The organism is Achromobacter sp., from assembly GCF_050285565.1.
Taxonomy (GTDB): domain Bacteria; phylum Pseudomonadota; class Gammaproteobacteria; order Burkholderiales; family Burkholderiaceae_B; genus Achromobacter.
In genome coordinates this window covers 1-19,933 of the sequence record NZ_JBLZXG010000005.1, presented here as the reverse complement: position 1 = coordinate 19,933, position 19,933 = coordinate 1, and the positions used below count along the sequence as shown (strand labels likewise).

Annotated in this window: 17 protein-coding genes; 13 read left to right on the top strand and 4 right to left on the bottom strand. The window is 68.4% G+C overall.

All coding sequences use genetic code 11. The features are described 5' to 3' along the window. Nucleotides 1-38 precede the first annotated feature (38 nt). The 10 genes from ACN6O8_RS11385 (at nt 39) to ACN6O8_RS11340 (ending at nt 9,663) form a co-directional block, all read left to right on the top strand. On the top strand, nt 39-767 hold the full coding sequence (locus ACN6O8_RS11385) for a FadR/GntR family transcriptional regulator (RefSeq protein ID WP_427991162.1): 729 nt from the start codon (nt 39-41) through the stop codon (nt 765-767). Between the two features lie 99 nt (nt 768-866). Further along, entirely contained in the window at nt 867-1,733 is an 867-nt protein-coding gene (locus ACN6O8_RS11380) for a substrate-binding periplasmic protein (protein ID WP_427991161.1), read from the top strand. A 129-nt stretch (nt 1,734-1,862) separates the two neighbouring features. Continuing rightward, nucleotides 1,863-2,696, top strand: a complete 834-nt coding sequence (locus tag ACN6O8_RS11375) for a substrate-binding periplasmic protein (protein ID WP_427991160.1) — start codon at nt 1,863-1,865, stop codon at nt 2,694-2,696. Nucleotides 2,697-2,708: 12 nt separating this feature from the next. Continuing rightward, the gene (locus ACN6O8_RS11370) at nt 2,709-3,746 is read left to right on the top strand and encodes an L-idonate 5-dehydrogenase (protein WP_427991159.1); all 1,038 of its coding nucleotides are present in this window, start codon (nt 2,709-2,711) and stop codon (nt 3,744-3,746) included. Nucleotides 3,747-3,776: 30 nt separating this feature from the next. Further along, nucleotides 3,777-4,442: an amino acid ABC transporter permease gene (locus ACN6O8_RS11365; protein ID WP_427991158.1), complete on the top strand. Its 666-nt coding sequence runs from the start codon at nt 3,777-3,779 to the stop codon at nt 4,440-4,442. Next, the gene (locus tag ACN6O8_RS11360; protein ID WP_049070959.1) at nt 4,439-5,098 is read left to right on the top strand and encodes an amino acid ABC transporter permease; all 660 of its coding nucleotides are present in this window, start codon (nt 4,439-4,441) and stop codon (nt 5,096-5,098) included. The genes ACN6O8_RS11365 and ACN6O8_RS11360 overlap by 4 nt, the downstream gene beginning before the upstream one ends. Further along, complete coding sequence (locus ACN6O8_RS11355; protein WP_427991157.1) at nt 5,095-5,907, top strand: amino acid ABC transporter ATP-binding protein; 813 nt, start codon at nt 5,095-5,097, stop codon at nt 5,905-5,907. Before ACN6O8_RS11360 ends, ACN6O8_RS11355 begins: the two co-directional genes overlap by 4 nt. A 28-nt stretch (nt 5,908-5,935) precedes the next feature. Beyond that, the gene (gene manD / locus ACN6O8_RS11350; protein ID WP_006386881.1) at nt 5,936-7,147 is read left to right on the top strand and encodes a D-mannonate dehydratase ManD; all 1,212 of its coding nucleotides are present in this window, start codon (nt 5,936-5,938) and stop codon (nt 7,145-7,147) included. Continuing rightward, nucleotides 7,135-8,697, top strand: a complete 1,563-nt coding sequence (locus ACN6O8_RS11345) for a mannitol dehydrogenase family protein (protein WP_427991156.1) — start codon at nt 7,135-7,137, stop codon at nt 8,695-8,697. Before manD ends, ACN6O8_RS11345 begins: the two co-directional genes overlap by 13 nt. Before the next feature lie 138 nt (nt 8,698-8,835). Further along, a complete protein-coding gene (locus ACN6O8_RS11340; RefSeq protein WP_427991155.1) occupies nt 8,836-9,663 on the top strand; it encodes a helix-turn-helix transcriptional regulator in 828 nt (275 codons plus the stop codon). A 66-nt stretch (nt 9,664-9,729) separates the two neighbouring features. Here ACN6O8_RS11340 and mutY read toward each other — a convergent pair whose 3' ends face one another. Further along, nucleotides 9,730-10,797 carry an A/G-specific adenine glycosylase gene (mutY, locus tag ACN6O8_RS11335; protein ID WP_427991154.1) on the bottom strand — a complete coding sequence of 356 codons (1,068 nt, stop codon included), beginning with the start codon at nt 10,795-10,797 and terminating at the stop codon, nt 9,730-9,732. Nucleotides 10,798-10,967: 170 nt separating this feature from the next. On the opposite strand from mutY, the gene ACN6O8_RS11330 reads away from it, so the two are divergent. Beyond that, nucleotides 10,968-14,579 (top strand): indolepyruvate ferredoxin oxidoreductase family protein, encoded by a 3,612-nt coding sequence (locus tag ACN6O8_RS11330; RefSeq protein WP_427991153.1) that lies wholly within the window; start codon nt 10,968-10,970, stop codon nt 14,577-14,579. A 14-nt stretch (nt 14,580-14,593) separates the two neighbouring features. Here the strand turns inward: ACN6O8_RS11330 and cheD are convergent, their stop codons facing one another. The 3 genes from cheD to ACN6O8_RS11315 form a co-directional block, all read right to left on the bottom strand. Continuing rightward, complete coding sequence (cheD, locus tag ACN6O8_RS11325; RefSeq protein WP_427991152.1) at nt 14,594-15,370, bottom strand: chemoreceptor glutamine deamidase CheD; 777 nt, start codon at nt 15,368-15,370, stop codon at nt 14,594-14,596. 366 nt (nt 15,371-15,736) lie between these two features. Beyond that, nucleotides 15,737-16,645: a cell division protein FtsX gene (locus tag ACN6O8_RS11320; protein ID WP_427991151.1), complete on the bottom strand. Its 909-nt coding sequence runs from the start codon at nt 16,643-16,645 to the stop codon at nt 15,737-15,739. Beyond that, nucleotides 16,642-17,355 carry a cell division ATP-binding protein FtsE gene (locus ACN6O8_RS11315; RefSeq protein WP_427991150.1) on the bottom strand — a complete coding sequence of 238 codons (714 nt, stop codon included), beginning with the start codon at nt 17,353-17,355 and terminating at the stop codon, nt 16,642-16,644. The genes ACN6O8_RS11320 and ACN6O8_RS11315 overlap by 4 nt, the downstream gene beginning before the upstream one ends. A 315-nt stretch (nt 17,356-17,670) precedes the next feature. Here ACN6O8_RS11315 and ACN6O8_RS11310 point away from each other — a divergent pair, with 315 nt between their 5' ends. After that, entirely contained in the window at nt 17,671-18,687 is a 1,017-nt protein-coding gene (locus ACN6O8_RS11310; protein WP_427991149.1) for an amino acid ABC transporter substrate-binding protein, read from the top strand. A gap of 167 nt (nt 18,688-18,854) precedes the next feature. Then, nucleotides 18,855-19,933 (top strand): amino acid ABC transporter permease (locus tag ACN6O8_RS11305; RefSeq protein WP_427991148.1); only part of this gene is annotated, 1,079 nt, incomplete at its 3' end.

Below are 19,933 nucleotides of genomic sequence, written 5' to 3'. Positions count from 1 at the left end.
TAAACCAAATAATATTTGGTCTAACCACTTCTGACGCCATGACACTACAACTGATCCCCAAGCCCGAAGAACCCGCCGCCAAGCCGGTGGCCGACCGCGCCTACCTGCGGCTGGCCGCGCAGATCCAGGCGCTGGTGGCGCAGGGCGAGTTCGCGGTGGGCAAGCGCCTGCCGGCCGAGCGCGCGCTGGCCGAGCGCTTCGACGTCAGCCGCACCTCGCTGCGCGAGGCCATCATCGCGCTGGAGCTGCAAGGCGTGGTGGAAGTGCGCGGCGGTTCGGGTATCTATGTCTGTGAGCCGCGCCCGGGCGTGGCGCGGCTGCCGGCCGCGCAGGAGCCGGGCGCCGGGCCGTTCGAGCTGCTGCGCGCGCGCTGCCTGGTCGAATCGGAAATCGCCGCGTTGGCGGCCAGCACCCGCAACGATGCCGACCTGGACCGCATCTTCGAGGCGCTGACCACCATGCGCGAACAGATGATGCACAAGGAAGAAAACCAGGAGGCCGACCGCCGTTTCCACCTGTACATCGCGCAGTCCACCGGCAACAGCGTGCTGCTGGGCACGGTCACGGCGATGTGGGATCAGGCGCAAGGGCCCATCTGGGACAAGATCGAACAGCATTTCCATACGCAGGAATTGCGCCAGGCCTCGCAGGAAGACCATCAGCGCATCTTCAGCGCGCTGGTGGCGCGCGATGCCGACGGCGCGCGGCAGGCGATGCGCAATCACCTGGAGCGCGTGATTGGCGAATTCGCGCAAGGGTGGCGGTAGGGCCGACAGGCCCGGCAACAGAACCGGCAGGCGGCCCCCGGCTGAGCGCGGAAGATACCGCGCCCCGGAACCGGGCTTTTCACATCAGGAGACAACAGGATGCAGCAAAGGAACAAGGGGCGCCGCGCCTGGCACAGGGCGGCGGTGACGCTGTCGGCGTGCGCGTTGGTGGCTTGCGGGCTGGCGGCGCCGGCCATGGCGCAGGAAGCGCCCGCGCCGGGACAGAGCGCGCGCGTTGACGCGATCCGCAAGGCCGGCCAACTACGGGTCGGGGTGCTGCAGAACGCGCCCTGGCTGATCCAGGACGTGTCCGGCAAGAGCGGCGAGGGCTGGAGCGGCCCGGCCTGGCTGCTGGCCAAGGAATACGCGCGGCTGCTGGGCGTGACACTGACGCCGGTGCCGGTATCGCACGAGACCAAGGTGCCGGTGCTGGCGGCCAACCAGGTGGACATGACCATCAGCCCGCTGGCCGAAACGCCCGAGCGCCTGAAAGTGGTCGATTTCGTGCTGTATTCATCCACCAGCGTCTGCATGTTCGGTTTGGCGTCCAACCCCAGGATGGCCGCGGCCAAGTCGGTCGATGACCTGAACCGGCCCGGTGTCACCATCGCCTATTTCACCGGCGGCGCCGAAGAGGCCTGGGTCAAGCAGCGCTTCCCCAACGCGACGCTGCGCGCCGTGGCCAATTCGGGCGCCACCGCGCCCATCGAGGAAATCATGGCCAAGCGCGCCGACGCGGCCCCGATCAACCGCGTGCCCTGGGTCGGCCTGAGCCGCAAGGTGCGCGGCCTGACCGTGCTGCCGGCCGAGGCCAACTGCCAGCAGAGCACCGAGAAGGCCTCGCCCGTGGGCCTGGCGGTCGACAAGAATCAACCCGAGTACCTGGCCTGGCTGCGGCAGGTGGCCGCCGGCATGAAGACGCGCCTGGACGCCGACGAAATGCGCATCATCGAACAGACCCCGTAGGCCCGACCGGCCTTTCCCCCCCCAAGGATTTTCCGACCACGCGCAAGGCGCGCGGCCCGGGCGGTTGCCCGTGGCTCCGCGCGTCCGTATCCGGCGTTCGCCGCCGGACTTCCCTTCAAGGAGACCGCAATGCAACCGTCCATCCTCACCCGCTTCGCCGCCGCCGCCCTGCTGCTGGCGGGCGCCGCCAGCGCCCAGGCGCAGACCCCGCCCGCGCCCGGCGAAAGCCCGCGCATCGACGCCATCCGCAAGGCCGGCGTGCTGCGCGTGGGCGTGGTCAACAACCCGCCGTGGCTGGTGCAGAACACCACCGGCTCCGGCGAACCGTGGATGGGCTCGTCGTGGCTGCTGGGCAAGGAATTCGCGCGCCTCTTGGACGTGAAGATCGTGCCGGTGCAGGTCAGCCATGAAACCAAGGTGCCGGCGCTGATCGCCAACCAGATGGACATCATGATCGGGCCGCTGAACCAGAACGCCGAGCGCGCCAAGATCATCGACTTCGTCACCTTCTCGAACACCAGCGTCTGCATGTTCGGCCTGGCGTCCAATCCCAAGTTCACCAGCGCCACCAAGGTCGAGGACTTCAACCAGCCCGGCATCACCATGGCCTACTTCTCGGGCGCTGGCGAAGAGCCGCTGGTGCTGGAGAACTTCCCCAAGGCCAAGCTGCGCGGCGTGACCAACTCGGGCTCGGTGGCGCCGATCGAGGAAGTGCTGGCCGGCCGCTCCGACGTGGCGCCGCTGAACCGCATGCTGTGGCCCAACATCAGCAAGAAGGTCAAGGGCCTGGCGGTGTTCCCCAAGGAAAACGACTGCCAGGACAGCAAGATCTTCGCGATCGACGCGGGCATGGGCGTGGCCAAGGGCCAGCCGGTGTACCTGGAGTGGCTGCGCAAGGTCGAGGCGCGCATGCATCCCGAACTGGTGGCCGAAGAGCGCCGCATGACCCAGAACCTGAAGTAAGGCGGCGTCATCATGCTCAATTGCGCAATCCATGGCGCCGAAGACCTGCGGTTGGTCGAGCAGGCGCCCGAAGCCCTCGGCCCGACGCAGGTGCGCGTCGGCGTCAAGGCGGTCGGCATCTGCGGCTCGGATCTGCATTACTACCGCCACGGCCGGGTCGGCGACTTCATCATCCGCGAGCCGCTGACGCCGGGCCATGAGGCCTCGGGCCAGGTGCTGGAAGTTGGTTCGGCGGTCACCGCCGTCAAGCCGGGCGACCGCGTGGCGCTGGATCCGGCGCGCACCTGCGGGGTGTGCCGCTATTGCCGCCAGGGCGATTCCAACCATTGCGAGGCGGTGTTCTTCTTCGGCAGCGCCAGCCGCTATCCACACATGCAGGGCGCGATGCGCGAGCAGGTGGTGGTGCAGGAAAAGCAATGCGTGCCGGTGCCCGACAGCCTGTCATTCGAACTGGCCGCCTTTGGCGAGCCGCTGGCGGTGGCGCTGCACGCCGTGCGCAGCGCCGGGTCGCTGCTGGGCAAGACCGTGATGGTGGTGGGCGCCGGGCCGATCGGCGCGCTGGTGCTGATGGCGGCGCGGCTGGCTGGCGCCAGCCAGGTCATCGTGGTCGACATCGTCGACCAGACGCTGGCCACCTGCGCCAAGGTCGGCGCCACGCGCACCATCAACGCCGCCACCGAGCCGGCCGCGCTGGACGCGCTGGCGGCGGGCAAGGGCACGGTCGACGTGTGCTTCGAGGCGTCGGGCAACTACGCCGGGCTGGCCAACTGCATCCGCGCCACGCGGCCGCGCGGCACCATCGTCACGGTCGGCACGCTGGGCGGCAGCAGCGAGCAATGCCCGTTCAACCAGATCATGGTCAAGAGCCTGAGCGTCATCGGCAGCTTCCGCTTCGTCGATGAATACGCCTGGGCGGTGGACTACCTGGGCCGTGGCCTGATCGACGTGGCGCCGCTGCTGACGGCGGCGGTGCCGGCGCGCCAGGCGCACGAGGCCTTCGCGCTGGCGGCCGACCGGCGCCAGGCCATGAAAGTGATGGTGACGTTCTGAGCCCAGCGCTCGCGTTCGCACGGAGATTCCATGGATTTCGATTTTTCCCCCATCGTCGATAACTGGCGCTTCTTCGCCAGCGGCCTGGGCATCACGGTGGCGCTGAGCGCGGTCACGGCGGTCTCCAGCATCCTGCTGGGGCTGGTGATCGCGCTGCTGCGCCTGTACGGGCCGCGCTGGCTGCGGGTGCTGCTGGTGTTCTACATCGACAGCATGCGCGCCATTCCGGTGCTGGTGGTGCTGGTGTGGATCTACTTTGCCTTCCCGCTCTTGGCCGGCGTGAACTTCGCGCCGTTCTGGGCGGCGCTGGTGGCGCTGACGCTGCACATCGCGGCCTATTCGGCCGAGGTGATCCGCGCCGGCATCGAGTCGGTGCGGCCGGGGCAGATGCGCGCCGGGCTGGCCCTGGGCATGTCGCGGGCCCAGGCGCTGCGCAAGATCATCCTGCCGCAGGCCACCATCCGCATGCTGCCGGCGTTCGGCTCGGTGCTGACGGTGGCGATCAAGGACACCGCCATCGCCACCGTGATCGCGGTGCCCGAGCTGATGCACAAGGCCGAAACCATCGCCGGCCAGAGCTACCGGCCGATCGAGGTGTTCACGGCCGTGATCGTGGCGTACTTCGTCATTCTGTTCCCGGTGACGCGCGGCGTGGACCGGCTGTATCAACGTTACGCACACTTGGGGCGCTCATGAACCTGGACTGGGGAATTATCTGGGACTCGCGCCAGGTGCTGCTGCAGGGCGCGGCCATGACCGTGATGCTGACGGTGGTGACGATGGCGCTGGCGGTGCCGGGCGGCATGGTGCTGGCGCTGATGCGGCTGTCGTCGAACCGCGTGGCCAACGGCATCGCCGTGGCGATCGTCGAGTTCTTCCGCAACCTGCCGCTGATCCTGGTGATCTATTGGGCGTTCTACGTGATGCCGATGGCGCTGGACGTGCAGTTCTCGGCGGTGACCACGGCCTTGGTGGCGCTGGTGCTGAATGTGTCGGCCTACAACTCGGAAACCTTCCGCGCCGGCATCAATTCGATCCGCAAGGGGCAGATGGAGGCCGCGCTGGCGATGGGCATGTCGCGCCGCCAGGCCATGTTCAAGGTGCTGGTGCCGCAGGCGGCGCGGCGCATCCTGCCGGTGCTGGCCAGCACCTGGATCTCGCTGTTCAAGGACACCTCGCTGGTGTCGGTGATCGCCGTCAGCGAGCTGGCCTATGCCTCGATGCAGGTGCGCGCGCAGAGCTTCCGCGTGCTGGAAATGCTGACCGCGATGGCGGTGATCTATTGGCTGATGGGCTATCCGCAGGCCAAGCTGGTCGACTGGATCCACCGCAAATACGGAGTCAAGGAATGAACGAGATGATCCTGGAAAAAGTGGCCGATACGTCCGGCGCGGCGCTGGCCGCGCGCAAAGGCGCCGACCAGCCGCCGGTGCTGGTGTACGAGCACGTGCGCAAGGTCTATGGCGACTTCGTGGCGTTGAACGACGTGTCGCTGCAAGTGAACAAGGGCGAGGTGATGTGCCTGATCGGGCCGTCCGGCTCGGGCAAGTCCACGCTCCTGCGCTGCACCAATGCGCTGGAGAAGATCGACGGCGGCCGCGTGCTGCTGGACGGCGTGGCGGTGCCCGAGTCCGAGGCCGAAGTGCGCAAGGTGCGCCAGCGCATGGGCATGGTGTTCCAGAGCTTCGAGCTGTTCCCGCACAAGTCGGCGCTGGACAACGTCGCCATGGGGCCCATCACCGTGCTCGGCATGGCGCCGGAACAGGCGCGGGCCCGCGCCATGGCGCTGCTGGAAAAGGTCGGCCTGGCGGCCAAGGCCGGCAACTTCCCCGCCAACCTGTCCGGCGGCCAGCAGCAGCGTGTTGCCATCGCCCGCGCGCTGGCGATGGAGCCGGAGGTGATGCTGTTCGACGAGCCGACCTCGGCGCTCGACCCCGAGACCGTGGGCGAAGTGCTGAACGTCATGAAGAAGCTGGCGCAGGAAGGCATGACCATGATCGTGGTCACGCATGAAATGAGTTTCGCGCGGCGCGTGGCCAACTGGGTGGTGGTGTTCGAGAACGGCGCCATCCTGGAACAGGGCCCGCCCGCGCAGATTTTTGACAACCCGCAGGTCGCCCGCACCCGCGACTTCCTCAGCCACCTGGGCTGGGAAGGCTGAACACCCTCCCGTTTTCACGGAATCCATGATGAAAATTACGAACGCACGCGTCATTGTTTGTTCGCCGGGCCGCAATTTCGTGACCCTGAAGATCGAGACCGACCAGGGCCTGACCGGCATCGGCGATGCCACCCTGAACGGGCGCGAGCTGGCCGTGGCGGCCTACCTGACCGAACACGTGGTGCCTTGCCTGATCGGCCGCGACGCGCACCAGATCGAGGATATCTGGCAATACCTGTACAAGGGCGCCTACTGGCGCCGCGGCCCGGTCACCATGACCGCCATCGCCGCGGTCGACACCGCGCTGTGGGACCTGAAGGCCAAGGCCGCCGGCCTGCCGCTGTATCAGTTGCTGGGCGGCAAGAGCCGCACGGGCGTCATGGTCTACGGCCACGCCAACGGCAGCGACATCGAGCACACCGTGGACGAGGTGCTGCGCTACGCCGACATGGGCTACCGCGCCATCCGCGCGCAGAGCGGCGTGCCGGGGCTGGACAAGGTCTATGGCGTGGGCCGCGGCAACCTGTTCTACGAGCCGGCCGACGCCGACCTGCCCAGCGAACACGACTGGTCCACCGAGAAATATCTGCGGCACGCGCCCAAGCTGTTCGAACGCATCCGCGAAAAGCTCGGCTTCGAGCACCACCTGCTGCATGACGTGCACCACCGCCTGACCCCGATCGAGGCCGGCCGCCTGGGCAAGTCGCTGGAGCCGTACAACCTGTTCTGGATGGAGGACGCCACGCCGGCCGAGAACCAGGAGGCCTTCCGCCTGATCCGCCAGCACACCACCACGCCGCTGGCGGTGGGCGAGATCTTCAACTCGATCTGGGACTGCAAGGACCTGGTGCAGAACCAGTTGATCGACTACATCCGGACCACCGTGGTGCACGCCGGCGGCATCACCCACCTGCGCCGCATCGCCGACCTGGCCTCGCTCTACCAGGTGCGCACCGGCTGCCATGGCGCCACCGACCTGTCGCCGGTGTGCATGGGCGCGGCGCTGCACTTCGACCTGTGGGTGCCGAACTTCGGCATCCAGGAATACATGCGCCACACCGAGGAAACCGACGCGGTGTTCCCGCACGCCTACACCTTCTCGCAGGGCATGCTGTATCCGGGCGACGTGCCGGGCCACGGCGTGGACATCGACGAGAAGCTGGCCGCCAAGTATCCCTACAAGCGCGCCTATCTGCCGGTGAATCGCTTGCAGCAGGACGGCACGCTATGGAACTGGTAGCCCCCATGGCCGCGCGCCTGCACCCGGCGCGATTGCCGGCGCTGGTGCCTGGCGTGGCGCGCCCGGCCTACGATCGCGGCGCGCTGCGCGCCGGCATCGTGCACCTGGGGCTGGGCGCGTTCGCGCGCGGCCACCTGGCGGCGGTCAATGAAGCCGCGCTGCACGCCACTGGCGACACCCGCTGGGGCATTTGCGGCGTGTCGTTGCGCCAGCCCGATACGCGGGACGCGCTGGCGCCGCAGGAGGGCCTGTACACGCTGGCGCTGCGCAGCGCCGATGCTGACGGCCGGCCGCAAGCGCAACTGGCGGTGATCGGCTGCCTGCTGGAGACGCTGGTGGCGCTGGAGGATCCGCAGGCGGTGCTGGCGCGCATCGCCGGCGCGGACACGCGCATCATCAGCCTGACGGTGACCGAGAAGGGCTATTGCCACGATCCGGCCAGCGGCGCGCTGAACCTGGCGCATCCCGACATCGTGCATGACCTGGGCCAGCCGTTGGCGCCGCGCAGCACCATCGGCTTGCTGGTGTGGGGCCTGCAACGGCGCCGCGCGGCGGGCCTGGGTCCGCTGACGCTGCTGTCGCTGGACAACCTGCCGGGCAACGGCCGCCTGCTGCGCGGCCTGGTGCTGGCGTTCGCGGCGCAGGTGGATGCGCGCCTGGCCGAGTGGATCGGCCAGGCCTGCACCTTCCCGTGCTCGATGGTCGACCGCATCGTGCCGCGCACCACCGACGAGGATCGCGCGGCGGTGGCGCGGGCGCTGGGCCTGACGGATGCCTGGCCGGTGCAGGCCGAGCCGTTCCTGGAATGGGTGGTGGAAGACCATTTCGCCGCGGGGCGGCCGGACTGGGCCGTGGGCGGCGCGCGTTTCGCCACCGACGCGGCGCCGTTCGAGACGCTCAAGCTGCGCATGGTGAACGGCGCGCATTCGGCGCTGGCCTATCTGTCGGTGATGGCGGGATGGAGCACGGTGGATCAGGCGGTGGCGCAGCCGCTGCTGCGGCACTATCTGGCCACGCTCATGCGCACCGAAATCGCGCCGACCCTGCCGCCGTTGCCGGGGTTGGACCTGGCCGCCTACCAGGCGCGGCTGTTGCAACGCTACGCCAATCCGGCGCTGCGGCACCAGACGCGGCAGATCGCCATGGACGGCTCGCAGAAGATGCCGCAGCGCCTGCTGGGCACGGTGCGTGCGCGGCTGGCGGCGGATCAGCCGATCACCGGTCTGGCCTTGGCGCTGGCCGGCTGGCTGCACTTCCTGCGCGGTGCCGACCAGGCGGGACGGCGCTATCCGATCGAGGACCCGCTGGCCGAGACGCTGGCGCAGCGGCTGGCACAGGCCGAGCAGGCGGCGCGCGACGCGCCGCCGGGAGCGGCCGCCGCCCTGGCCTGGGCGCGCGAGATGACGGCGCTGGCCACGGTGTTCGGTGACCTGGGCCAAGACACGCGTTTCGTGCGCGCGGTGGCCCAGGCGGCGCAGTCGCTGCGCACCCAGGGCGTGGCGGGCGCGCTGGAAGCGACCCTGGCCGCCATGCGCGCAGACGCCGCGTAGGCGGGCAGGACCGGCAGCGGGGGGCGTCGCCGTTCAGCACGGCGTCCAGCAGCGTGATGCCGGCCGCAGGCCGGCGGCGCCATTGAGCGCTAAGATAGGCGACGCTTATACACGTACAAGTCACCCGCTTATCCTGGTATGAAAACTTCCTCCCCAGCCGGCCTTGCCGGCCATGAAGGCTCCCGCCTGCGCCGTCAGGCGCTGGGTGAATTCGTGCGCAGCGCCCGTTCGCGCATCACGCCGCAGATGGCGGGCTTGCCCGAAGGCATGCGGCGCCGCACGCCGGGGCTGCGGCGCGAAGAGGTGGCGCAACTGTGCGGCATCAGCGTCACCTGGTACACCTGGATCGAGCAGGGCCGCGAGGTGTCGGTGTCGCCGTCGGTGTGGTCGCGCATCGCGGGGGTGCTGCAACTGGCGCGGGCCGAGCGGGCCTATCTGTTCGACCTGGCCGATTGCGCCGATCCGCAGCACGCGCGCGATGACGCGATGGGCGCGCCGGGATCGTTGCGCGCCTGCGTGGACGCCATCACCGCGCCGGCCTATGTGCTGGACCGGGCCTGGAACGTGCTGGCCTGTAACGAACCGCTGCGAGACCTGTTCGGTGACTGGCCGGCGCGCGACCCCGAGCCGAACCTGCTGCGCTACATCTTTCTCGACCCGGCGGCGCGCGAGCTGGTGGTGGACTGGGAGCAGCGCGCGCGACGCGTGGTGGCCGAGTTCCGGGCGGACGCCGGCGCGCATCTGGATGAGCCGGCGGTGCTGGCGCTGATCGATGCGTTGAACCGGCAGAGCGCGGTGTTCGCGCATTGGTGGAACCGGCACGCGGTGGTCGAGCGCGAGGGCGGGCTGCGCGAGTTCGCGCATCCGCGGCGCGGCCGCATGGCGTTCCAACAGATCACCTTCCGCCTGGCGACGCATCTGGATCTGAAACTGGTGATGCTGTTGGACGGGGCCGGGCAGGACTGAGGCGGCGCGCCGAACCGGTGGTAAAGCCGGGCGGCGCGAAGTCTCGCGCCCGGCCGGAGGCGACGCTCAGAACAGCGTGCCGTGCGCCGCGTTCGCCTGCGCCAGTCCCAGCAGCAGTTTCTTGACCGGCGCCGGCAGCGCCGTGGCAGCCAGTTCGTCGGGCGCGACCCAGCGCGTGGGCGGATGGCCGTCGCGCAGGCTGGCCGCGCGCACCTCGACCCACCAGGGCCGCACATGCAGCCGGTAGTGCGTGAAAGTATGCGAGAACGCCGCCAGGGCGCTGTGCCGCTCCGGCTCCAGCCCCAGCGCCCGCGACGCCGCGCCGGGGTCGCCGGCCACGTCGAATTCCGGCAGGCTCCACAGGCCGCCCCAGATGCCGGGCTCGGGGCGTTGCTGCAGCAAATAGGCGCCGCGCCATTGCAGCACCAGCATGGCGGTCTCGCGTTCCGGAATCGCCTTGCGCGCCTTGGGCGTGGGCAGTTCGGCCTGGCGGCCTTCGCGTCTGGCGACGCAGGTAGCGGCGACCGGGCAGCGGTCGCAGGCCGGCTTGCCGCGCGTACAGAGGGTGGCGCCCAGGTCCATCAGGCCCTGCGTGTAGGCGGCCATGTCCAGGCCGGGCGCGGCCTCGACCTGGGCGTCGGCCAGGGCCCACAGGCGCTGTTCTACGTCGCGCTTGGCGGGGTCGCCGGCGATGCCGAAGTGGCGGGTGAAGACGCGCTTGACGTTGCCGTCCAGGATCGGCGAGCGCTCGCCGTAGGCGAAGGCGGCGATGGCGGCGGCGGTGGAGCGGCCGATGCCGGGCAGGGTGGCGATGGCTGCGGCGCTGGGCGGGAAGCGGCCGTTCCAGTCGCGCGCGATTTCCTGGGCGCAGCGGTGCAGGTTGCGGGCGCGGGCGTAATAGCCCAGGCCGGCCCAGTAGGGCATCACGTCCGCCTGGTCGGCGGCGGCCAGCGCGGCGACGTCGGGGAAGCGCTGCAGAAAGCGTTCGTAATACGGGATCACCGTGGCCACCTGCGTCTGTTGCAGCATGATCTCGGAGAGCCAGATGCGGTAGGGATCCCGGGTGTTCTGCCAGGGAAGATCGTGGCGGCCGTGCTGGCGTTGCCAGGCGACGATGCGAGGGGCGAAGTCCATGCCGGCAATTATCGCATCGCCCTATTGCCGGGGGTGGGGCGAGCGGTTACAACCGTAGGACAGAGGCGCATCGAGCGCCCGGAATTCACCTCCCGCCGCTTGCCTGCATGCGCTTCAAGAGGGCGTGGTGCGTTGGCTGCCGCGGGCGTTCCACGACCCTCGGAGTAGACATGAATGCCCCCCTCACGCCCGCGCTGCGCGCGGCGCTAGAATCCGTCCAACTGGACGACAAATACACCCTGGAAAGCGGCCGTGCCTGGATGAGCGGCATCCATGCCCTGGTGCGCCTGCCGATGATGCAGCGGCTGCGCGACCTGCGCGCCGGGCTGAACACGGCGGGCTTCGTGTCGGGCTACCGGGGGTCGCCGCTGGGCGGGGTCGACCAGAACATGTGGAAGGCGGCCAAGTACCTGAAGGCGCATCACATCGAATTCCAGCCGGGCATCAACGAGGACCTGGCGGCCACCGCGGTGTGGGGCACGCAGCAGGTCAACCTGTTCCCCGGCGCCAAGTACGACGGCGTGTTCGGCATGTGGTACGGCAAGGGGCCGGGCGTGGACCGCTGCGGCGACGTGTTCAAGCACGCCAACGCCGCTGGCACCTCGCCGCATGGCGGCGTGCTGGTGGTGGCCGGCGACGACCATCCGGCCAAGTCGTCGACGCTGCCGCACCAGAGCGACCACATCCTCAAGGCCTGCATGATCCCGGCGCTGTTCCCGTCCAGCGTGCAGGAGGTGCTGGACTACGGCCTGCACGGCTGGGCCATGAGCCGCTATGCCGGCGTCTGGGTCGGCATGAAATGCATCACCGACATCGTCGAGGTGTCGGCCTCGGTGGAGGTGGATCCGCATCGCGTGCGGATCGTGCTGCCCGAGGATTTCCAGCTGCCGCCGGACGGCCTGAACATCCGCATCCCGGACACGCCCTTGCAGCAGGAAGCGCGGCTGCTGGACTACAAGCTGTACGCCGCGCTGGCCTACGCCCGCGCCAATAACCTGAACCGCGAGCTGTGGCAGGTGCCGGCGCGCGATGCGCGCTTCGGCATCATGACCTCGGGCAAGGCCTATCTGGACACGCGCCAGGCGCTGTCGGACTTGGGACTGACCGAGGCGGTGTGCCAGCGCATCGGCCTGCGGCTGTTCAAGGTCGGCATGGTGTGGCCGCTGGAGTCCACCGGCATGGCGCGCTTTGCCGACGGCCTGGACGAGATCCTGGTGGTCGAGGAAAAGCGCCAGGTGCTCGAATACCAGCTCAAGGAAGAGCTGTTCAGTTGGATCGGCAGCGGCAAGAAGATCCCGCGCGTGGTCGGCAAGTTCGACGACAAGGACGGCGGCGAGTGGGCCGTGCCGCAGGGCAACTGGCTGCTGCCGGCGCACTACGAATTCTCTCCGGCGATGGTGGCCAAGGCCATCGCCGCGCGCTTGCTGCGCTTCGAACTACCGGCGGACGTGCGCGCCGGCATCGAGGCGCGGCTGGCCTTCATTGCCGAGCGCGAGCAGGCGCTGGCGCGCCCGCGCGTGGTGCAAGACCGCAAGCCGTGGTTCTGTTCCGGCTGTCCGCACAACACGTCCACGCGGGTGCCGGAAGGCTCGCGCGGCATGGCCGGCATCGGTTGCCACTACATGGTGACCTGGATGGGCCGCAATACCCAGGTCTACACGCAGATGGGCGGCGAGGGCGTGCCGTGGCTGGGGCAGGCGCCGTTCACCGAGGAAAAGCACGTGTTCGCCAACCTCGGCGACGGCACTTACTTCCATTCGGGCCTGCTGGCGATCCGCGCCGCGGTGGCGGCCAAGGCGCCAATCACCTACAAGATTCTGTTCAACGATGCGGTGGCGATGACCGGCGGGCAGCCGGTGGACGGCCCCATCAGCGTGCCGATGATCAGCCGCCAGGTGGCGGCCGAGGGCATCGACAAGATCGTGGTGGTGACCGACGAGCCGGAAAAATACCAGGGCATGGCCGGCATGGCGCCGGGCGTGCCGGTCAGGCACCGCGACGAGCTGGACGCGGTAATGCGCGAACTGCGCGAGCACCCGGGCGTGTCGGTGCTGATCTACGACCAGACCTGTGCCACCGAGAAGCGCCGCCGCCGCAAGCGCGGCGCCTATCCCGACCCGGCGCGGCGCGTGGTCATCAACGAACGCGTGTGCGAGGGCTGCGGCGACTGTTCGCAGAAATCGCACTGCCTGTCGGTGGAACCGCTGGAGACCGAGTTCGGCCGCAAGCGCACCATCAACCAGTCCAGTTGCAACAAGGATTTCTCCTGTCTGAAGGGCTTCTGCCCCAGCTTCGTCACGGTGGAGGGCGGCAAGCTCAGGAAGCCGCGCGCGCTGGCGCCGGAAGGCGCGGTCGACGATGACGTGCCGCAACCGGCGCTACCGGCCTTGGCGCAGGCCTATGGCGTCTTCATCGCCGGCGTGGGCGGCACCGGCGTGGTCACTATCGGCCAGTTGCTGGGCATGGCGGCGCACCTGGAAGGCAAGGGCTGTTCGGTGCTGGACATGGCCGGCCTGGCGCAGAAGGGCGGCGCGGTCTATTCGCACGTGGTGCTGGCGCAGACCCCGGACCACCTGATGAACACCCGCGTGGCGATGGGCGAGGCCGACCTGATGCTGGCCGGCGACCTGGTGGTGGCGACCAGCGCCGACGCCATGGCGCGGTTGCGTCCCGGCCGCTCGCGCGCGCTGCTCAACAGCGACACCGCGCCGACCGCGGCGTTCGTGACCGACCCGGACTGGACGCTGCCGGGCGCCAACCTCACGGCCGACCTGCAGGCCGCCTGCGGCAAGGACAACCTGCACACGGTGGACGCGTCGGCGCTGGCCGTGGGCCTGCTGGGCGACGCCATCTATTCCAATCCGCTGATGATGGGCTACGCCTATCAGAAGGGCTGGCTGCCGCTGTCGCGCGAGTCATTGCTGCGCGCGATCGAGCTGAACGGCCAGCAGGTGCCCAACAACCTGGCTGCCTTCGCCTGGGGCCGGCGCGCGGCGCATGACCTGGCCGGCGTCACGCGCCTGCTGGCCAACGGCGGCGCGCCGGCGCAGCCGGAGGGCATCATCGAGATCCGCCGCCCGCGCGCCGCCAGCCCGGTGCTGGAACTGAAGAAGCCGGCCGGCGAGCTGGAGCGCCTGGTCGAGACGCGCCGCGCGTTCCTGACGCAATACCAGGACGCCGCTTACGCCCGCCAGTACACCGACCTGGTGGCCAAGGTGGCGCGCGCCGAGCTCGAGGCCACCGGCACTCAGCGCCTGGCGCTGGCGGTGGCGCGCTACTACTTCAAGCTGCTGGCCTACAAGGACGAATACGAGGTGGCGCGGCTGTATACGGACGGCGAATTCCTCAAGCGTATCGGCGAGCAGTTCGAGGGCGACTGGAAGCTGCGCTTCCATCTGGCGCCGCCGCTGTTCGCGCGCCGCGGCCCCGATGGCCAACTGGTCAAGAAGGCCTACGGGCCCGGCATGTTGCGGGTGTTCCGCCTGCTGGCGCGCATGAAGCGCCTGCGCGGCACCCGCTTCGATCCGTTCGGCTACACCCGTGAACGCCGCGCCGAGCGCGAACTGGCGCGCGAGTACCGGGAGAACCTGACCGCGATCCTGTCCAAGCTCAACCGGGGCAACCTGGACCGCGCCGTGGCGCTGGCCAGCGTGCCGGAGGAGATCCGCGGCTACGGCCATGTGAAGGAAGCGGCGATGGCGAAGGCCGCCGCGCGACGCGAGGCCCTGCTCAAGGACTTCAGCGCCAGCGTGGTATCGATCGGCGGCGTGCGGGCGGCGTGAGCCGCGCGCGGGTTTCAGCCGCCGGCGGTTTCCGGCTTGCCGCGGCGGGTGACGCCGGTGTCGAAGCGTTCGACCCCGGGACGCGAGGCGGGACGATCGAAGCGCTCGACGCCGGGACGATCGAAGCGTTCCACGCCCGGGCGGGCGGCGGGGCGATCGAAGCGTTCCACGCCGGGCCGCGCGAAGCGCTCGACGCGGGGCGGGCTTTGGGTCTTGGCTTGCGCGCTGGCGGCGGCGGCCTGTTCGCGCTTGGCGATGATCTCTTCGGCACGCTGGTGGTGCGGCGCCATCTTGCGCACCATCACGCGGCCGTCGCGCGGGAAATAGTTGATGCGGCGCGCGTGCACGTCGCCCAGGTCCTGGGCCTTGACGGGAATGCCTTCGATCCTGAGGTAGTTCAGCACGAACTGGCCGTTGCGCTCGCCGATGTTCATCTGCTGCATGGCCGACAGCACCGCGCCGCCGCCGAACACCTTGGCCTCTAGGCGGTCGCGCACCGCGCCGGCCTTGAGCAGTTCGTTGATCAGCACTTCCATGGCGAAGGCGCCATAGCGCATGGTGGCGGAGGCGGGCGACTGCATGTCACCCTCGGGCAACATGAAGTGGTTCATGCCGCCGACACCGTTGACGGGGTCGTGGATGCAGGCAGCCACGCACGAACCGAGCACGGTCGAGATCATGATGTCTTCGTCGGTGACGTAGTACTCGTTGGGCAGTACCTTCACCGCCTGGGACTGGAACGCGCTATCGAAATAATGGCGCGTCGCACGGGCTTCAAGACGGGCGACCATGGCGGGGCGGAATCAAGGGCAAGAACAGCGATTGGGACACGTAAGACAACGCTCGATTGACAATAAACGTTTCAAAGTATGTGGAAAAATGTCGCTTTATTCTCACACATCTGACCCGTAATAGGGAGAAATCCTGTGTAACCGCAACTTTGGTATGTCCCTGATAAATATGGCTGTTTCGCGTGCCATGTCGCCGCGGTCCGCCGGGGGGGGACGCCTTGCGGCGCCGGGGCAGCCCGCCACGCGGGACTGACGCATCCTGCCCCCCGCCGCGCACGGCCAGAGGAGGAGGGAACCTCCATCCTAACCAGTGGCGGGGGCAGCCGTTCCCCGGATCACGGGGAGGAAGGGGGGCTATACGCGGCTTTAGAAACGCGTGCTGCGGGTCACGGACCAGCGCGCCGACAGCGCGCCCAGGGCGGCCGAGGCGACGATGGCCGCCAGCAGCACGGGGGCGCCGGGCAAATGCAGGGCGAATTCCGCCCCATAACTTCGGGCCAGTCCGAGAAGGGCGTTGTTCAGCGGCGACAACGCCACCGCCGCCACGCCGATGGCCAGCAGCGAGGCCAGCGCGCCGGACAGCGCGCCCAGGTACAGGAACGGCCGCCGCACGAACGATTCGGTGGCGCCCACCAGCCGCGCCACCGCGATTTCCTCGCGTTGCGACAGGGCCTGCATGCGCACGGTGTTGAAGACCGTGGCCAGCACCACCACCGCCACGCAGGCCGCCAGGAAACCCAGGCCGATGCGGGCGAAGCGCAGGATGGCCTCCAGCCGCTGGACCCAGGCGCTGTCCAGCTGCACCAGGTCCACTTGGTTCCATTGTTTCCAGGCTTGCGCCAGCTTGTCGGCGCGGCCGGCCAGATCCTCGCCGTCGGCCAGGGTCACCACCACCGCGTCGGGCAGGGGGTTGCCCGGCAACACCGCCAGCGCCTGCTGCCAGGCGGGGTTGGCGCGCAGGTCGGCCAGGGCGTCGTCGCGGCCGACCACGCGCACCGCGCGGATATCGTTGGCGTATTCGCCCTGGATGCGCTTGGCCACGTCGGCGGCGGCGCCGGCGGGCGCGTCGACCCGCATGAAGACGGTGACTTCGGGGGTCACGGACATTTGCCGCGCGACCGGCTGCACCGATACCAGGATGGCGCTGCCCAGCAGCGGCAGGGCCAGCGCCAGCGCCATCACCAGCAGGTTGGCAAGCGACGAGAACGGCTGTTTCACCAGCCGCCGCAGGGTGACCATGAGCGCATAACGATGCTGCCGCAGCCAGGCGCTCATGCCGGTTCTCCCGCAATGCCGTGGCCGGCGTCGGCCGGCGGCGTGGCGGCGCCGTGCGAGTCGGCGAACTTGCCCGGATCGATGCGCAGGGTGCGGGTGGCGTAGCGCGCCATGAGTTCCTGGTCGTGCGAGGCGATCAGCGTGGTGACGCCGACGCGGTTGAAGTCGCGGAACACGTTCATGATGCGCTGCGCGTTGTCGTGGTCGAGGTTGGCGGTGGGTTCGTCGGCGATCAGGATGGCGGGCCGGTTGACGATGGCGCGCGCGATCGCCAGGCGCTGTTGCTCGCCGCCGGACAGTTCGATGGGGTTGAGGTCTTCCTTGCCCGACAGGCCGACCTTGTCCAGGGCGGCGCGGGCGCGGGCGGCGGCCGCGTCCCAGGGGTGGCCGGTGACCGCCAGCGGCAGCATCACGTTTTCAAAGGCGCTGCGATCGAACAGCAGGTGAGTGTCCTGCAGGATCACGCCGACGGCGCGGCGCAGGTAGGGCCGGGCGCGGGCGGGCAGCTTGTCGAGCCGCTGGCCGTTGACCTGGATCGAGCCGCGGCTGGCCGGCTCGAGCCCGCCGATCAGTTTGAGCAGCGTCGACTTGCCGGCGCCGGACGGCCCCGACACGAAAACGAACTCTCCCGCGCTCACGCGGAAGTTGATGTCGGCCAGAATATTGCGGCCGCGGCCATACGATTTGAAGACGTGCTGGAATTCGATCATGGCGGCTGTCGGATGAAGCCGCAATAGTAACTCGGGGACAGTGAGCTGGCCTAAAACCGGATTCGTCCGAGCGCGCAAAACGTGTCGCGATGTGACGGCCGTGGGCGGGCCAAAGTGACCGGCCGGACACGTTTTTTGTGAATCAAACGCGTCCCCGTTTTCTCCATGAAACTGTGTTTGATTTCATCCAGTGTCCCTATATTTCAAGGGAATTCCCGGATGCGGAGGCCGCTTTGCGGACGCTACCATCCGCCCCATGCGTAAAGCCCGACCCGGCCTTGCGTTCGGCTTCGCAACACCCCTACGGAGATCACGATGAAAGTACTGAAACTCGCTGCCATTGGCACCGCCCTGTTCGCTGCGTCCGCGGCTGCCAATGCGGGTGCGACCTTCGATAATGTCAAGAAGAAAGGGTTTGTCCAATGCGGCGTTTCGACCGGCATCCCGGGCTTCTCGATCGCGGATAGCAAGGGTGAATACAAGGGCCTGGACGTGGACATGTGCCGCGCCATCGCCGCGACCATGTTCGGCGACGCCAGCAAATTCAAGGTCACGCCGCTGAACACGCAACAGCGCTTTACCGCCCTGCAATCGGGCGAAGTGGACGTGCTGACCCGCAACACCACCGTCACGCTGACGCGCGACACCACCCTGGGCCTGATCGGCGTGGGCGTGAACTACTACGACAGCCAGGGCGTCATGGTCTCGAAGGACCTGAACGTCAAGAGCGCCAAGGAACTGAACGGCGCCACCATCTGCGTGCAGCCCGGCACCACCACCGAACTGAACCTGGCCGACTGGTTCCGCGGCCAGAAGATCGAATTCAAGCCCGTCGTGATCGACAAGTACGACGAAATCATCCGCGCCTTCTCGGCCGGCCGTTGCGATGCCTTCACGACCGACAAGTCGCAGTTGGCCTCGACCCGCACCACGCTGGAGAACCCGGACAAGTACATCATCCTGCCGGAAGACTTCTCCAAGGAGCCGCTGGGCCCCATGGTGCGCCAGGGCGACGAACAATGGTTCAACGTGGTGCGCTGGTCGCTGAATGCGATGCTGGAAGCCGAGGAATACGGCATCACGTCCAAGAACGTGGAAGAAATGACCAAGAGCACCAATCCCAACATCCAGCGCATCCTGGGCGTGACCCCGGGCATGGGCAAGAACCTGGGCGTGGACGACAAGTGGGCGTATAACATCATCAAGCAGGTCGGCAACTACGGCGAAAGCTTCGAAGCCACGCTCGGCAAGAGCAGCGCGATGAAGCTGGATCGCGGCCTGAACGCCAGCTACAAGCAAGGTGGCTTGATGTACGGCTGGCCGGTGCGCTAACACACGGCTGCCCGGCATGGCGCGCGGCGCGCGCCATGCCTAGGGTCTGTGCGAGGCCGCTTTTTGGCGTGAACAGGCCCTAACCCGCCCTCGAGCGGGCGGCAGGAGTGGACGGCGCGGGCCGCAAGGCCCCGTCCGCCCGGTGTCCGACTTCTGTAGATTCATTCATGACGACTCCAAATAAAAACGCCCCGATTTCGGCACCCCCCCGGCGTCTGAACTGGAACGATCCCGGCGTGCGCGCCGTGGTCTATCAAGTGATCGCACTGGCCGCCGTCGCGCTGGCGGTGTGGTTCCTGGTTTCAAACACGCTTCACAACCTGTCCGTGCGCAACATCGCCACGGGTTTCGGTTTCCTGCAACGCGAGGCCGGTTTCGCCATCGGCGAAACGCCCATCGCCTATACCCCCGCCGATACGTATGGCCGCGCCATCTGGGTGGGCCTGCTCAACACGCTGCGCGTGGCCGTGCTCGGTATCGTGCTGGCGACCATCCTCGGCACGCTGATCGGCGTCGGCCGGCTGTCCAAGAACTGGCTCGTGGCCAAGATCACCTCGGTCTACGTCGAAGTGATGCGCAACGTGCCGCTGCTGCTGCAACTGTTCTTCTGGTATGCGCTGATCACCGAGAACATGCCGGGCCCGCGCCAGGCGCACAACCCGCTGCCGGGCGTGTTCATCTCCAACCGCGGCCTCAAGGTGCCGGGGTTGGAAGGCAATTCGCTCGACTGGATGCTGGCCGGCCTGGGCCTGGCCATCGTCGCCATCCTGTTCCTGGGCCACTGGGGCAAGAAGCGCCAGGAAGCCACCGGCCACGTGTTCCCGCTGGGCCGCGCGGCCATCGGCCTGTTGATCGGCCTGCCGGTCGTCGGCTGGCTGGTCAGCGGCGCGTCGCTGACGCTGGACATGCCGGAGCTCAAGGGCTTTAACTTCAGCGGCGGCCTGACGCTGTCGCCGGAGTTCGCCGCGCTGCTGGCGGGGCTGGTGATCTACACCTCGGCCTTCATCGCCGAAGTGGTGCGCTCGGGCATCCAGGCGGTCAACAACGGCCAGTGGGAAGCCGCCGGCGCGCTGGGCCTGCGCCGCAAGCAGGTGCTGCGCCTGGTGGTGCTGCCGCAGGCGCTGCGCGTGATCATCCCGCCGATGACCAGCCAGTTCCTCAACCTCACCAAGAACAGCTCGCTGGCCGTGGCCATCGGCTATCCGGACATCGTGTCGGTGGTCAACACCACGCTGAACCAGACCGG